This window comes from Priestia iocasae (assembly GCF_016909075.1).
Taxonomy (GTDB): domain Bacteria; phylum Bacillota; class Bacilli; order Bacillales; family Bacillaceae_H; genus Priestia; species Priestia iocasae.
This window is the reverse complement of record NZ_JAFBFC010000003.1, coordinates 550,299-564,054: the sequence shown is the minus strand read 5'-3', so window position 1 is coordinate 564,054 and position 13,756 is coordinate 550,299. Positions and strand designations below refer to the sequence as shown.

Genomic DNA, 13,756 nt, shown 5'->3' with positions numbered 1-13,756 from the left:
ATCATATCTCCAATACTTTAAAATCTTCACTTTGTTGCTCATACTCTAAATGTGCACCCTTAACCGCTTGAACAAATTCAACGTTAAAACCACGGTCTTTTAGTTTTAAGCGAACATCGCGCTCAGACTCACCGTTTACATAAACTGTTTTAGTGTTTTCACGAACAGGTACTTCATTTGCTTTCTCTTGAAAATAAACTTTAAAAATCATGAAAATCTCTCCTTAATCTCCGAAATTCAAGTAACTTTTTTTATTATATTATAAATTGTGTATGTATTTCATGTATTTTCTAAAAGAAACTTGCCTTCAATACATTTTAATCATCACAAGAACACAAGTCAATGAGAGAGTCTATTTAATTAGGAGGGAAAGGGACTTTAATGCGCTAGATGTGTCCACTTTTGATGAATCAGTCTCTTTCCAAAACTTGTTTTTTAAAAGAAGTAAATAAATAGTGGATTAGGCTATGACTTTCTTGTGAAGTAAGTCGTTCCATTGTTTCAAAAGCTTCTTGCGCAGACGTTTCAGCACGATGATTCAACTCCTTATGTTAAAGTAGAATCCTCTTTTTCTACCGTTATTATATGATGAGAGTGGAAAAGCTTTTCGTGGTTATAACTGGAAGAAAAAGTTAAGGTCAAAAGGAGGATCTTAGATATTTCTTGTTTTGTTTGGTATAATCAAGTTGTGAAATACTTAACAAACAATGTGAAAAGCTAGGTGATTGAAGTGAAAAGAAGTGTAATCTTTTTTGATATCGATGGAACATTATTAGACAGCAATAAAAAGCTGCCTCAATCAACAAAAGAGGCGGTCAGAAGCTTAAAAGAAGCAGGGCATGAAGTAGCAATTGCCACGGGCAGAGCACCGTTTATGTTTGAAGATTTACGAAAAGAACTTGATATTCATTCATTTGTAAGCTTCAATGGGCAGTATGTAGTTTTAGATGGAGAAGTGATTTACAAAAATCCATTGAGCACAGAGACACTTGAAGAATTAACACAGTTCTCGACAGAAAAGAATCACCCTCTTGTCTATATGGATCATGAAAGTATGAAGTCAAATATTGAAAAGCATTCGTATATCGAAGATAGCATTGGAACACTAAAATTATCCATTCCGGCTCCTGCTCACGATCCTTCCTATTATGTAGGACGAGAGATTTATCAAACTTTATTATTCTGTGAGAACGGGGAAGAGGAGACGTACAAAGAAAACTTTGAGGCGTTTCATTTTATTCGTTGGCATGAGTTCTCAACCGATATTTTACCAGCAGGTGGCTCTAAAGCAAAAGGAATCGAGCGAATGATTGAAAAGCTTGGATTTTCAAAAGAACAGGTGTATGCATTTGGTGACGGCTTAAATGATTTAGAAATGCTTGAATACGTAGGAAATGGTGTAGCAATGGGAAATGCGCATGACGAAGTGAAAAACATTGCTAACCATGTTACAAAACATGTAGATGAAGATGGTATTCATCATGGATTAACGTTAGTAGGGCTATTAAAGTAATCTGTATTGCTGCTATACAAGGAAGAAGGTGATGTCGGTTTTGACATCACCTTCTTTTATCGATCAATAGGTGTAGCATCCTCTGGTTGTTTAAAAGGGTCTTGTTGATTAATGTGATCATAAAACATGATACCATCTAAATGATCAATTTCGTGCTGAAATACAATAGCTGGAAGTCCTTTCAAGCGTATCTTAATTTCTTCTCCATCGATTGTAAAAGCTTTGACAGTAATACGAGCATATCGAGGCACATAACCTGGCACTTCACGGTCAACTGATAAGCATCCTTCGCCACTAGACAAATACGTTTTTTCTACAGAGTGACTCACAATCTTAGGGTTGAAAAGCGCGTAGCTATGTAAAGTTCCTTTTTCATCTGTTACATGAACAGCCATCATTCTTTTTGATACATTAATTTGTGGAGCGGCTAATCCTATGCCAGGTCTTAAACCATATTGACTAGCAATGTCTGGGTTTTGACTATTGATAACGTAGTCAATAAGACTTTGTAGGGTTGCTTTATCTGTTTCAGACGCAGGTAAGGGGACTTCAGCTGCTGGTTGCTTTAAGGTTGGGTGACCTTCTTTGATAATATCTTTCATTGTAATCATCATACACATCTCCTTGCTTGTAACATCTTATAACCTTATATTATACGAATTAAGTCTAACAAAGGAAACATTATAAATCTATGTGAAGGAAAGAAGCTTTAAAACAAAGAGTTAGGGAAAATAAAAAAACGGCCTATTCATGGCCGTTTTTTTTACCAGTTGCAGCATCCAGCGCCGATGATAATTAACAAGATGAATAAAACAATGATTAATACGAATCCTTTGTTTGATCCGCAACCGCTGTAACCGCCGTAACCACAACAGCCATAACCGTAACCGTACATAAGAAAACCTCCAATAGTAATGATTCCCATTTAGTCCAAAACGTTTGATAAACGTCTTTTTCATTACTGGGTTAATACAATATATTAAAAACAATTAAAAGGTGTGTAGAGAAATAGCCCATGTTTAGATATTTATATTTTTGATAAACAGTTATAAAGAGGGTTAAATGAAAAAATAGATGAAATCTCTATGTTTGTCTCTTTAAATGGAAGTTATATTTTACCTTAAGAAATGTGAAGAACGTAGCTCTACAAGTAAGTAAGAGATGGATAGAGGCTTGAATGGCTGTCTGAATGATTGAACGACACCAATAGAAGTGCTATTCTGTTTCTGTAAGTTAGTCCTTCAAAAGGGAAAATCGCGTAAAAGCATTTGTTAGGTAAAGGTTTTTACCTGCTTATGGTTTCACATACGTCGAAATTACGAAACATAAGCTCGAGCTAAGTGTGTGAAAAGTTAATGCACCAAACTTGAACAAGACGATATGTAGAGGTTGTTAAAAAACGTGTGTGCATACGTGGATGCTTGTAGAGCTCCTTTGCTTCGAGCGTTTGCTAAGTAGGTGGAGTTCAAAGTATAATATTTGACATATAAAAATGGGAGTTTTGCCTTATGAAGAAATATGTCGTTGTTGGAGCATTGGTGAGTGGCTTACTTGCAGGTTGCTCTAATGATTCAGTTCCAGAATTAGCTGTGTATGAATCATTTGAAAAAGTAGTAGCTGAAGAAAAAGCATTTTCAAGTCAGCAGAGATCTCTAACAGAATTAGAACAAAAAGAAAAAGACATGTATGATGAAATCATATCGCTTGGCATGAAAGAGCATGAGCGAGTTAAGAAAGTAGCCAATCAAGCGTTAAAAATCGTGAATGAACGAGAAGAGAGACTTGAAAAAGAAAGTAAGAGTATTAAAAAGTCTTACCAAAAATCGAAGGAAATTCAATCTCAAATTGAAACTATTGAAAATCCGCAATTTAAAAAAGATGCTGAACAGTTAATTAGCATGATGGATGAACGTTATGAAGCGTATGAGAAGCTCTACGGCTTTTACAAGCAGGGTCTTCAATTAGATAAGGAGCTTTATCAATTATTTCAAAATGAAAAAGTAACTCTTGATGAATTAGAAGATAAAATTACGTCTATTAATGCAACATATGAAAATATTATAAAAGCAAATGAACAATTTAATAATAAAACGTACATTTATAATGAAAAGAAGCAACAGTTTTACGAAAAAGTGAATAAAAGTAAGTGAAAATGACTTAATTAAATAAATTTTTTTCTTTTTTGAGATTGTTACACACTTAAACGTGATGTAACAATCTTTTTTTGCTTCAAATTCTCAATTACTTAAAGGTGATTAGCACGAGAGAAAAGATAGCGCTTTCTTTGTGGGATGGGAAAAAAAGAGAGTATTTAAGGTGAAAAACATCTACAAAAGATTAGAGATGTGTAGTCCTATTTTCATTTATTATAAAACATGTAATACAGATTTGTTTTGTGTAATAGTACAGAAAGTAATTTTCCTAATATTTGAAAGTTAACAAAAAGCGGTTAATTTTATTGATGTAAATGGATTGACGAACCATTTTGTTATATTGTAAACTAATGCATGTAATAGACATTGTATTAATGATTTTTTTGAAATAATTAATACAGTTTAGTGGATAGATTATATCCGCTTGAACTTTCCTTTTACTTAAATGTTTTCTTGGAATTCGTCAGGGAATACATATAGGTGTAGAAAAATAACGAATTCACTAGATGTTAGTCTACAAAAAATGACTTTTCCATGTTCGTTTTGGACATTCTAACATTGTATGTTTTTGTATGACTAACAAAATGAATAATAATGGTTAAACGAAAGGAAGAGGTGACTTAGATGGCTGCTAAAACAAAAAAAGCTATTATCGATGTATCAAAGCAACTTGATAAAGTTGCAGCGCATTACACAACGTTTCAAGTTCTTAATGAAGAGGGCGAACTTGTAGACAAATCATTTATGCCTGACTTATCTGACGATCAATTAAAAGAGTTAATGACACGTATGGTATACACTCGTATTCTTGATCAACGTTCAATTTCTCTAAACCGTCAAGGTCGTTTAGGCTTCTACGCGCCAACTGCAGGACAAGAAGCATCTCAAATTGCTTCTCAATACGCATTAGAAAAAGAAGACTTTATCTTACCGGCATATCGTGATGTGCCTCAATTAATCTGGCATGGTCTTCCATTATATCAAGCATTTTTATTCTCTCGTGGTCACTTCCACGGTAACCAAATGCCTGAAGACTTAAATGCATTATCACCACAAATTATCATCGGTGCACAATACATTCAAGCTGCAGGTGTTGCTCTAGGTCTTAAAAAGCGTGGTAAAAAAGCTGTTGCAATCACTTACACTGGTGATGGTGGAGCATCTCAAGGTGACTTCTACGAAGGTATCAACTTTGCAGGTGCATTTAAAGCTCCAGCAATCTTCGTGGTTCAAAACAACCGCTTTGCTATTTCAACACCAGTTGAAAAGCAATCAGCAGCAAAAACAATTGCTCAAAAAGCAGCAGCAGCAGGTATCCCTGGTGTGCAAGTAGATGGAATGGATCCATTAGCTGTATACGTAGCAGTTCGCGAAGCTCGTGAGCGTGCAGTAAACGGTGAAGGTCCAACATTAGTTGAAACGTTAACATACCGTTATGGTCCACATACAATGGCTGGTGATGATCCAACTCGCTATCGTTCTACAGAGCTTGACAACGAGTGGGAAAAGAAAGATCCAATCGTTCGTTTCCGTAAGTTCTTAGAAGCAAAAGGCCTTTGGAATGAAGAAGAAGAAAACAAAGTAATCGAACAAGCAAAAGAAGACATTAAAGAAGCAATCAAAAAGGCAGATGATTATCCAAAGCAAAAAGTAACAGATTTAATGGAAATCATGTACGAAGAAGAAATGCCTTTCAACTTAAAAGAGCAATATGAAATCTACAAAGAGAAGGAGTCGAAGTAAGCCATGGCGCAAATGACAATGATTCAAGCAATTACTGATGCGTTACGCACAGAATTAAAAAACGACGAAAACGTATTAGTTTTTGGTGAAGACGTTGGCGTAAACGGCGGGGTGTTCCGTGCGACTGAAGGCCTTCAACAAGAGTTTGGTGAAGACCGCGTATTCGATACACCACTAGCTGAGTCTGGTATTGGTGGTCTTGCAGTAGGTCTTTCTACTCAAGGTTTCCGTCCAGTACCTGAAATCCAATTCTTCGGTTTCGTTTTTGAAGTAATCGATTCAATTTCTGGTCAAGCAGCTCGTATGCGTTACCGTTCTGGTGGACGCTGGACAGCTCCAATCACATTCCGTTCTCCATTCGGTGGTGGTGTACATACACCAGAGCTTCACGCAGACAGCTTAGAAGGCTTAATGACTTCTCAACCAGGATTAAAAGTTGTTATTCCTTCAACACCTTATGATGCAAAAGGTTTATTAATTTCATCAATTCGTGACAATGACCCAGTTATCTTCTTAGAGCATATGAAACTTTACCGTTCATTCCGTCAAGAAGTACCTGAAGAAGAGTACACAATTGAACTTGGTAAAGCAGATGTAAAGCGTGAAGGTACAGACCTTTCAATCATCTCTTATGGTGCAATGGTTCACGCATCATTAAAAGCTGCTGAAGAGCTTGAAAAAGAAGGTCACTCTGTAGAGGTTGTTGACTTACGTACAGTTCAACCTTTAGATATCGAAACAATCATTGCATCAGTTGAAAAAACTGGTCGCGTAATTGTTGTTCAAGAAGCTCAAAAACAAGCTGGTATTGCAGCAAACGTTGTAGCTGAAATTAACGATCGTGCTATCTTAAGCTTAGAAGCTCCAGTATTACGTGTAGCAGCACCGGATACAGTATATCCGTTCTCTCAAGCTGAAGGTGTATGGTTACCAAACCATAACGACATCGTAGCAACAGCTAAAAAAGTTCTTGAATTTTAATTCAAACAACTAGTGTAGAAGAGGTCAGCAATGTTGCTGATTTCTTTTACACATTTATTGGTTAAATTGACCGTAGTAAAAGAACGTATTGAACATAGGAGGGTGAACACGCATGTCATTTGAATTTAAACTTCCAGATATCGGTGAAGGTATTCATGAAGGTGAAATCGTAAAATGGTTCGTAAAACCTGGAGATGAAATTAACGAAGACGACGTACTTGCAGAAGTACAAAACGATAAAGCAGTAGTAGAAATTCCTTCTCCTGTTAAAGGTAAAGTATTAGAACTTAAAGTAGACGAAGGTACAGTTGCGACAGTTGGACAAGTTATCGTAACATTTGATGCACCTGGTTATGAAAACTTAAAGTTCAAAGGTGACGATCATGACGATGCACCAGCGAAAGAAGAAAAAACAGAAGCTCAAGTTCAAGCAACAGCAGAAGCTGGGCAAGATGTGAAGAAAGAAGAAGCTCCTGCAGCAAAAGCAGAAGAAACAGGTGCAGGTGCTCAACCACAAGCAGAAGTGGACCCTAACCGTAAAGTAGTAGCAATGCCTTCAGTACGTAAGTACGCACGTGAAAAAGGTGTTGATATTAAAGCTGTTCCTGGTTCAGGTAAAAATGGCCGTATTACAAAAGAAGACATTGAAAACTTCTTAGCAGGCGGTACAAAAGCTGCTGCTGAAACAACTGAAGCTGCTCCAGCTACAGAAGAAGTAACAGCAGAAGAGACAAAAGCTGCTGCTCAAACGGTTGTTCCAGAAGGTGACTTCCCAGAAACTCGTGAAAAAATGAGTGGAATTCGTCGCGCAATTGCGAAAGCTATGGTAAACTCTAAGCATACAGCTCCACACGTTACGTTAATGGACGAGGTGGATGTAACGAAACTTGTTGCACATCGCAAGAAGTTCAAAGAGGTTGCAGCTGAGCAAGGCATCAAGTTAACGTTCTTACCATATGTAGTAAAAGCATTAACATCTGCGCTTAAGAAATATCCAGCACTTAATACAGCTATCGACGATGCAACTGATGAAGTAATTCAAAAGCATTACTATAACATCGGTATTGCTGCTGATACAGACAAAGGTCTACTTGTACCAGTTGTTAAGCATGCTGATCGCAAATCTGTATTTGCTATTTCTGATCAAATCAATGATCTTGCTACAAAAGCACGTGAAGGTCGTTTAGCTCCAGCTGAGATGAAAGGTGCATCTTGCACAATTACAAATATCGGTTCTGCAGGTGGACAATGGTTTACTCCAGTAATCAACCACCCAGAAGTTGCAATTTTAGGTATCGGCCGTATTGCTGAAAAACCTGTTGTACGTGATGGTGAAATTGTAATTGCTCCGGTATTAGCACTTTCTCTAAGCTTTGATCACCGTATTATTGATGGTGCAACAGCTCAAAACGCTCTAAACCAAATCAAGCGTTTACTGAATGATCCAGAATTATTATTAATGGAGGCGTAATAAATGGTAGTAGGAGATTTCGCAATCGAAACTGATACGCTAGTCATCGGTGCTGGTCCTGGTGGATATGTTGCAGCAATCCGCGCAGCACAATTAGGTCAAAAAGTAACAATCGTTGAGAAAGGTACTCTTGGTGGTGTTTGCTTAAACGTTGGTTGTATTCCTTCAAAAGCATTAATCGCTGCTGGTCACCGTTTTGAGAATGCTAAGCATTCTGAAGATATGGGGATTAAAGCTGAAAATGTAACAGTTGACTTTACAAAAGTTCAAGAGTTCAAAAACGGCGTAGTGAAAAAGCTTACTGGTGGTGTTGAAGGATTACTTAAAGGTAACAAAGTCGACATCATTCAAGGTGAAGCTTACTTCGTTGACAATGAAACTGTACGTGTTATGGATGAAAATTCTGCACAAACATATAAGTTCAAAAATGCAATCATCGCAACTGGCTCTCGTCCAATTGAGATTCCTGGATTCAAGTTCTCAAAACGCGTGCTTGATTCAACGGGTGCATTAGCATTACAAGAAGTACCTAAAAAGTTAGTTGTTATCGGTGGCGGTTATATCGGTACTGAGCTTGGAACAGCTTATGCAAACTTTGGTACAGAAGTAACATTTGTAGAAGCAGCTGATGAAATCTTAGCTGGTTTTGAAAAGCAAATGAGCTCTCTTGTTAAACGTAACTTAAAGAAAAAAGGTAACGTTGAAATTCACACAAAAGCAATGGCTAAAGGTGTGGAAGAGACAGAAGATGGCGTAAAAGTAACATTCGAAGTAAAAGGCGAAACTCAAACAGTTGAAGCTGATTACGTATTAGTTACTGTAGGTCGTCGTCCTAACACTGACGAGCTTGGTTTAGAGCAAGTGGGTGTGAAAATGACAGACCGTGGCATTATCGAAATCGATAACCAATGCCGTACATCAGTAAGCAATGTTTATGCAATTGGTGATATCGTTACTGGACCACCACTTGCACATAAAGCTTCTTACGAAGGTAAAATCGCAGCTGAAGCAATCGCTGGTGAACCTGCTGAAATCGACTACTTAGGTATTCCAGCAGTTGTATTCTCTGAGCCTGAGCTTGCATCTGTAGGTTATACAGAAGCACAAGCAAAAGAAGAGGGATTAGAAGTAAATGCTGCTAAATTCCCATTTGCTGCTAACGGACGTGCTCTTGCACTTAACGCTGCAGAAGGCTTCTTAAAGCTTGTAACTCGTAAAGAAGACGGAGTAGTTGTTGGTGCTCAAATCGCAGGTCCAAGTGCATCTGATATGATTGCTGAACTTGGTCTTGCAATCGAAGCTGGCATGACAGCTGAAGATATTGCATTAACAATTCACGCTCACCCAACATTAGGTGAAATTACAATGGAAGCTGCTGAAGTTGCAATTGGTAGCCCAATTCATATCGTAAAGTAATAAATGATAAAAAAATCCCTTGTGTTTACTACACAAGGGATTTTTTTGGGTATAAGCGAAATAAATGCATCGTACATATAAGTAACAAATACTTTCAATGACCCTTCATCATGAGTGAAAAGTAAAAATAGGAATGATAGAAGGGAAAGAAGCTTAATGATAAAGACAATGGTTTGGTGTATTCAGCTTATCATTTGGAGTGGATACACCATCATCGAAATGATTTCGAATCGAGATCAGTTTGTTGCTAAAGTGATTTTGTTTTTTGTCTTTGCCTACTTAGCCTACTTAGTCGCAGAAACCATTTTAAAGAGAAAGAAGATAGCTTTTTCAATCACCGTCATGACATTTTTGAGCTTTTTTGTTTTTCAGCGCATCGCATGGTTGGTTATTGCTATGAGCAGTTAATGTAGAATTTAAAAGCCGCTAGCAACTGGTTGCTAGCGGCTTTATTATAATTTCAGTGTTACGTTTATAACGTCCAAATGCTTCTATTCATTTCGTTCCATTCGAAAAGAGAATAGTTTTTGAAACAAGTAGCTAATTGCTAAAAATAAAAAGAAACTGCTGACAAGTGACAACAGAAACGGTATTAGAGAAAACGTAACATGTTCATTAAAATAGCTATTAAATGTAACGGCAATTGGAGTAGATGAAGACATAAAAGGTGTCTCAGTCTGTTGAAAAACAAACGGAAATGGAACACCAAAGGCAACTTTCTCACCAACCGTTACTTTATCGACGTACGTATTAAAAATAAAAGGGGTAAAGATTGTAAAAATAAAACTCGTCACAAAGATCAAAATATAACTTCTAATTTTCATTTTTTCCTCCTCAAGTCTTACTTCATTGTAGCATAATTAACAGATTAAGTTGAGTGAAAGAGGGCTATACTGATACGGAATTGTCTATGGAGGAAAGGAATAAATCATTGAAGCGTTATTATGTTGCTACTATTTTACTCATATGTACAAGCGTCGTTATTGTTTTATTAAAAAGTCCTGAACCTAAAGAGGGTCAATTTATTCAAATAGAGTATATAAATAATAAGCCATATGTTCATGCGCAAAATCTTTCTGTATTAGGAAGCTATTATGACTTCCAACAAATTGATAAGCAGTTGCAAATACAACTTGAACAAGTGACATATACATTTATCGAGCAAGTACCAGTGATGCAGAAAAATGGGTCTTACTTAGCGATTGAAAAAGATGTTTTTATCATTCAGAATAACACCCCCTTTTTATCTATCGAGTTTCTTGAAAATGAACTTTCTACACAAATGCAAGTACAAGGTGATGTTATCAGAGTGAGCAAAAAATTAGCACAAGTGACAACTGAAACAATAGAAACGATGACATCTCACTCATATAGCGTGGAGGAAGTACGACAATATTTTCAATCATTAACGTCTCCTTTAAAAGGTGCTCATGCAGATACATTTGCTTCTCATATACCTGGAGCAAATCGAGCTTATCGTTACGGATATCATGAAGGGTTAGATTGGTATACGTATTCGGCAGGAATGATGATCAATGAAAAGACCCCTGTCTATGCAATGGGAAAAGGTGAAATTGTTCGCATTGATCATGATTACAAAGGATATTCTTCTGTAAATGAAAGAGAAAAAGATTTATTGCTATGTCAGCAAGCCAATAAAACCCCTGCATATATTCTTGATAAGCTAAGAGGAAGGCAAGTTTGGATTCAGTATGACAATGGCGTTCAAGCAAGGTTTGCTCATTTAAGCGCCGTTTCTCCTGATTTGAAAGTAGGAAGCCTTGTTAATCAACAAACATTCATTGGGCTAGTAGGGAATTCTGGGACAAGTGGAGAAGTAAAGAAAGATCAATCAGAGCTACATTTGCATGTGGACTTACTCATAAAAGGAGACCTATTTTGGAAAGGGTTAGAGAGTGAGGAAGTTCAACAGATTATTAAGGAAACCTTTTAATTGATCTATGTAGGTAACTGAAGAAAAATAAAAGGTGAGATAGCAAAGGGGAGTGAGATGATTGAGTCAGTCTACCGTGATTAAGCTTGCACCAAAATCAATTAAACAAAGAATGTCAAAGGATGAGGTAAAAGCGTTATTAGCCTATTATCAAGAAATAACAACTAAGACAGGCGAACAACTTAATTGGACTTATGCACAATCTGCATTTCCTTATGAAATAAGAGAGACAGATACTTCTTTTTATTTAAAAGGCACAAACGATAAATATTATGGCCTTATTTTGAGCATCGGAGAAGAAGAGAGCGGAGGATACATCAAGATAACACTTCCTGCTAGTGCTACAAATGGAGATAAAGGAAAGGCAAATGAGCTATGTAAGTTTTTAGCGAAAAAACTTGAAGCAGAATTACACTTGTTTAATGGTAGAGTGATGTATTTCTATAAAAGATAACCACGAGTAGCTCGTGGTTTTTTTGTTTTTAGAGCGTTTACTCGAAAGGTAACTGCAAAAGATTCGTTAAAGTAGAAATGAATCACTACCTACTACTTATTAAACCACAATAAATTTTGTGAAAATCACCACATGAAAAGAATAAAAAAAAATAAATGTGACATACTAATTAGTTGTTGACAAATCAAATGTGACATAATATTATAATATCAAGAAGAATAAAACGCTTACAAAATACTTCTTTTTCACTTAAAAGCGTCATATAGTTCACTAAACATAAGCAAAGGGGAGTTAAAATATGGGAACAATTATTTGTCAAACTTGCAACAGTACAATTGGACATTTTGAAGATGAGAAGGTTTCAAGATTATACGGGAAATGTGACTGTGAAGACTGCAAAGCAATGGATGAAGATTTAGACTAAGAATAATGAACAGGGATGGGAGGCATGTAGCTAGGGGCTACATGCTTTTTATATATGTATAAACGAGAGGACTATATATAGAAAACCCCTACACTTCATTCAGCAGTCTACTGGATGAAGTGTAGGGGTTTCATAGGGTTCTAGTTATTTAATCGCTTTATGTTCTTTAATAACACGAAGCGTTTTTAATTCGAAATCTTCTGGACCTTGAACAGGTAAGCCAGCTTTTAAATTTGTAGTAATATAATTTAAGTTTTCTTCTGTGATAATTTCTCCAGGAATGAAAATTGGAATACCAGGTGGATAAACCATAATGAACTCAGCAATAATACGCCCTGCCGATTTTTCAAACGGTACAACTTCGGTTTCTGCATAAAAAGCATCTCGAGGTGTAAGCGCAAGAACTGGAATGTTAGGAAGTAACACTGGTACTTCAAGAGAATCTTCTTGTTGAGATAAATGATAAAATTCGGTCGAAATCTCTCTTAAAGCTGTAATAAGCTTTTCAATATCTTCTGCACGATCTCCAGGTGTAATAATGCAAAGAACATTGTATAAGTCAGACATTTCAACTTCGATGTTATATTTTTCACGTAGCCATTTCTCTACATCATATCCTGTAATACCTAAGTCAGATACAGATATAATTAACTTTGTTGGATCAAGGTCATAAGTTGCTTTTGTGCCAAGAATTTCACGACCTACACATTGTAAGTGAGGAATCGTATTAATTTCTGTTCGAGCATATTCAGCTAAACGAATTGCTTGGTCAATTAGCACTTTTCCTTCTGTTGCTAGACGTTTACGTGCTACATCTAGTGACGCCAGTAACAGATAAGAAGTGGATGTTGTTGTTAACATACTTAAAATAGATTGAACACGCTTTGGTGATACAAGTCCTTCACGTACATTTAAAATGGAACTTTGTGTCATAGACCCACCTAATTTATGAACACTTGTTGCTGCCATATCTGCACCAGCTTGCATGGCTGATAGTGGCAAAGCGTCATGGAAGTGAATATGAACACCATGTGCTTCATCTACTAAAACCGGTATGTTATAGGAATGCGCGATTTCAACAATCTTTTGTAAATCACCAGCAATTCCAAAGTAAGTTGGATTAATAACAAGCAATCCTTTTGCATCAGGATGTTGTTCAAGTGCTTTCTCAACAGAATCAGTTGTGATTCCATGTGAAATACCTAGATTCGGATCAATCTCTGGATGAATAAAAATAGGTGTTGCACCAGAAAACACAATGGCGCTCATAACGGATTTATGAACATTACGTGGAACAATAATTTTATCTCCAGGTCCACAAACAGACATAACCATGGTCATAATTGCACCGCTTGTTCCTTGGACAGAGAAGAAGGTATGATCTGCACCAAAGGCAGCGGCAGCTAAATCTTGGGCTTCTTTAATAATCCCTTTTGGCTGATGGAGATCATCTAATGGACCAATATTAATTAAATCGATAGAAAGTGCATTTTCACCGATAAATTGACGGAATTCAGGATCCATACCTGAGCCCTTTTTGTGACCAGGAATATGGAATTGAGTTGGGTTATTTTTAGCATGTTCGACTAGTTTTGTGAATAATGGAGTAGTAAATTGATCTGACAATTTTGTTATACACCTCTTTAC

Annotated in this window: 15 protein-coding genes; 10 read left to right on the top strand and 5 right to left on the bottom strand. The window is 36.6% G+C overall.

Going from position 1 to position 13,756, the window contains the following annotated elements; genetic code table 11:
• Position 1: 1 nt before the first annotated feature.
• Positions 2-211 carry a DNA-dependent RNA polymerase subunit epsilon gene (locus JOC83_RS11060; protein ID WP_205187156.1) on the bottom strand — a complete coding sequence of 70 codons (210 nt, stop codon included), beginning with the start codon at positions 209-211 and terminating at the stop codon, positions 2-4.
• Between the two features lie 519 nt (positions 212-730).
• Between JOC83_RS11060 and JOC83_RS11055 the strand changes: the two genes are divergently transcribed.
• Positions 731-1,513: a Cof-type HAD-IIB family hydrolase gene (locus tag JOC83_RS11055; protein ID WP_205187148.1), complete on the top strand. Its 783-nt coding sequence runs from the start codon at positions 731-733 to the stop codon at positions 1,511-1,513.
• A gap of 56 nt (positions 1,514-1,569) precedes the next feature.
• Here JOC83_RS11055 and def read toward each other — a convergent pair whose 3' ends face one another.
• Together def and JOC83_RS11045 are read right to left on the bottom strand one after the other, a co-directional pair.
• Positions 1,570-2,124 (bottom strand): peptide deformylase, encoded by a 555-nt coding sequence (gene def, locus JOC83_RS11050; RefSeq protein ID WP_205187146.1) that lies wholly within the window; start codon positions 2,122-2,124, stop codon positions 1,570-1,572.
• Positions 2,125-2,276: 152 nt separating this feature from the next.
• Entirely contained in the window at positions 2,277-2,408 is a 132-nt protein-coding gene (locus JOC83_RS11045) for a YjcZ family sporulation protein (protein WP_205187144.1), read from the bottom strand.
• A 613-nt stretch (positions 2,409-3,021) separates the two neighbouring features.
• On the opposite strand from JOC83_RS11045, the gene JOC83_RS11040 reads away from it, so the two are divergent.
• The 6 genes from JOC83_RS11040 to JOC83_RS11015 all read left to right on the top strand — a co-directional run bounded on the left by JOC83_RS11040 (position 3,022) and on the right by JOC83_RS11015 (position 9,685).
• Positions 3,022-3,663 carry a YkyA family protein gene (locus JOC83_RS11040; protein ID WP_205187137.1) on the top strand — a complete coding sequence of 214 codons (642 nt, stop codon included), beginning with the start codon at positions 3,022-3,024 and terminating at the stop codon, positions 3,661-3,663.
• Positions 3,664-4,290: 627 nt separating this feature from the next.
• Positions 4,291-5,409 carry a pyruvate dehydrogenase (acetyl-transferring) E1 component subunit alpha gene (gene pdhA, locus JOC83_RS11035; protein ID WP_205187135.1) on the top strand — a complete coding sequence of 373 codons (1,119 nt, stop codon included), beginning with the start codon at positions 4,291-4,293 and terminating at the stop codon, positions 5,407-5,409.
• A gap of 3 nt (positions 5,410-5,412) precedes the next feature.
• Complete coding sequence (locus tag JOC83_RS11030) at positions 5,413-6,390, top strand: alpha-ketoacid dehydrogenase subunit beta (RefSeq protein ID WP_205187133.1); 978 nt, start codon at positions 5,413-5,415, stop codon at positions 6,388-6,390.
• A 112-nt stretch (positions 6,391-6,502) separates the two neighbouring features.
• On the top strand, positions 6,503-7,861 hold the full coding sequence (locus tag JOC83_RS11025; RefSeq protein ID WP_205187132.1) for a dihydrolipoamide acetyltransferase family protein: 1,359 nt from the start codon (positions 6,503-6,505) through the stop codon (positions 7,859-7,861).
• A gap of 3 nt (positions 7,862-7,864) precedes the next feature.
• Positions 7,865-9,277: a dihydrolipoyl dehydrogenase gene (lpdA, locus tag JOC83_RS11020; RefSeq protein ID WP_205187131.1), complete on the top strand. Its 1,413-nt coding sequence runs from the start codon at positions 7,865-7,867 to the stop codon at positions 9,275-9,277.
• Positions 9,278-9,433: 156 nt separating this feature from the next.
• Positions 9,434-9,685 (top strand): hypothetical protein, encoded by a 252-nt coding sequence (locus JOC83_RS11015; RefSeq protein WP_205187129.1) that lies wholly within the window; start codon positions 9,434-9,436, stop codon positions 9,683-9,685.
• Positions 9,686-9,768: 83 nt separating this feature from the next.
• Here JOC83_RS11015 and JOC83_RS11010 read toward each other — a convergent pair whose 3' ends face one another.
• Complete coding sequence (locus tag JOC83_RS11010) at positions 9,769-10,101, bottom strand: hypothetical protein (protein ID WP_205187121.1); 333 nt, start codon at positions 10,099-10,101, stop codon at positions 9,769-9,771.
• A gap of 107 nt (positions 10,102-10,208) precedes the next feature.
• On the opposite strand from JOC83_RS11010, the gene JOC83_RS11005 reads away from it, so the two are divergent.
• The 3 genes from JOC83_RS11005 to JOC83_RS10995 all read left to right on the top strand — a co-directional run bounded on the left by JOC83_RS11005 (position 10,209) and on the right by JOC83_RS10995 (position 12,109).
• Complete coding sequence (locus JOC83_RS11005; protein ID WP_205187119.1) at positions 10,209-11,231, top strand: M23 family metallopeptidase; 1,023 nt, start codon at positions 10,209-10,211, stop codon at positions 11,229-11,231.
• A gap of 61 nt (positions 11,232-11,292) precedes the next feature.
• Positions 11,293-11,685, top strand: coding sequence for a DUF1885 family protein (locus JOC83_RS11000; protein WP_205187117.1), 393 nt, complete (start codon positions 11,293-11,295; stop codon positions 11,683-11,685).
• Between the two features lie 298 nt (positions 11,686-11,983).
• On the top strand, positions 11,984-12,109 hold the full coding sequence (locus JOC83_RS10995; protein WP_205187115.1) for a GapA-binding peptide SR1P: 126 nt from the start codon (positions 11,984-11,986) through the stop codon (positions 12,107-12,109).
• A 144-nt stretch (positions 12,110-12,253) separates the two neighbouring features.
• On the opposite strand, the gene JOC83_RS10990 is transcribed toward JOC83_RS10995, so the two are convergent.
• Positions 12,254-13,735: an aminotransferase class I/II-fold pyridoxal phosphate-dependent enzyme gene (locus JOC83_RS10990; protein WP_239583461.1), complete on the bottom strand. Its 1,482-nt coding sequence runs from the start codon at positions 13,733-13,735 to the stop codon at positions 12,254-12,256.
• Positions 13,736-13,756: the final 21 nt, after the last annotated feature.

Bases quoted from the DNA above. Each gene is read 5' to 3' on its own strand.
- JOC83_RS11010 (WP_205187121.1), bottom strand. From the start codon at position 10,101: ATGAAAATTAGAAGTTATATTTTGATCTTTGTGACGAGTTTTATTTTT.
- JOC83_RS11060 (WP_205187156.1), bottom strand. From the start codon at position 211: ATGATTTTTAAAGTTTATTTTCAAGAGAAAGCAAATGAAGTACCTGTT.
- JOC83_RS11045 (WP_205187144.1), bottom strand. From the start codon at position 2,408: ATGTACGGTTACGGTTATGGCTGTTGTGGTTACGGCGGTTACAGCGGT.
- JOC83_RS10995 (WP_205187115.1), top strand. From the start codon at position 11,984: ATGGGAACAATTATTTGTCAAACTTGCAACAGTACAATTGGACATTTT.
- def (WP_205187146.1), bottom strand. From the start codon at position 2,124: ATGATTACAATGAAAGATATTATCAAAGAAGGTCACCCAACCTTAAAG.
- pdhA (WP_205187135.1), top strand. From the start codon at position 4,291: ATGGCTGCTAAAACAAAAAAAGCTATTATCGATGTATCAAAGCAACTT.
- JOC83_RS11025 (WP_205187132.1), top strand. From the start codon at position 6,503: ATGTCATTTGAATTTAAACTTCCAGATATCGGTGAAGGTATTCATGAA.
- lpdA (WP_205187131.1), top strand. From the start codon at position 7,865: ATGGTAGTAGGAGATTTCGCAATCGAAACTGATACGCTAGTCATCGGT.
- JOC83_RS11040 (WP_205187137.1), top strand. From the start codon at position 3,022: ATGAAGAAATATGTCGTTGTTGGAGCATTGGTGAGTGGCTTACTTGCA.
- JOC83_RS11030 (WP_205187133.1), top strand. From the start codon at position 5,413: ATGGCGCAAATGACAATGATTCAAGCAATTACTGATGCGTTACGCACA.
- JOC83_RS11015 (WP_205187129.1), top strand. From the start codon at position 9,434: ATGATAAAGACAATGGTTTGGTGTATTCAGCTTATCATTTGGAGTGGA.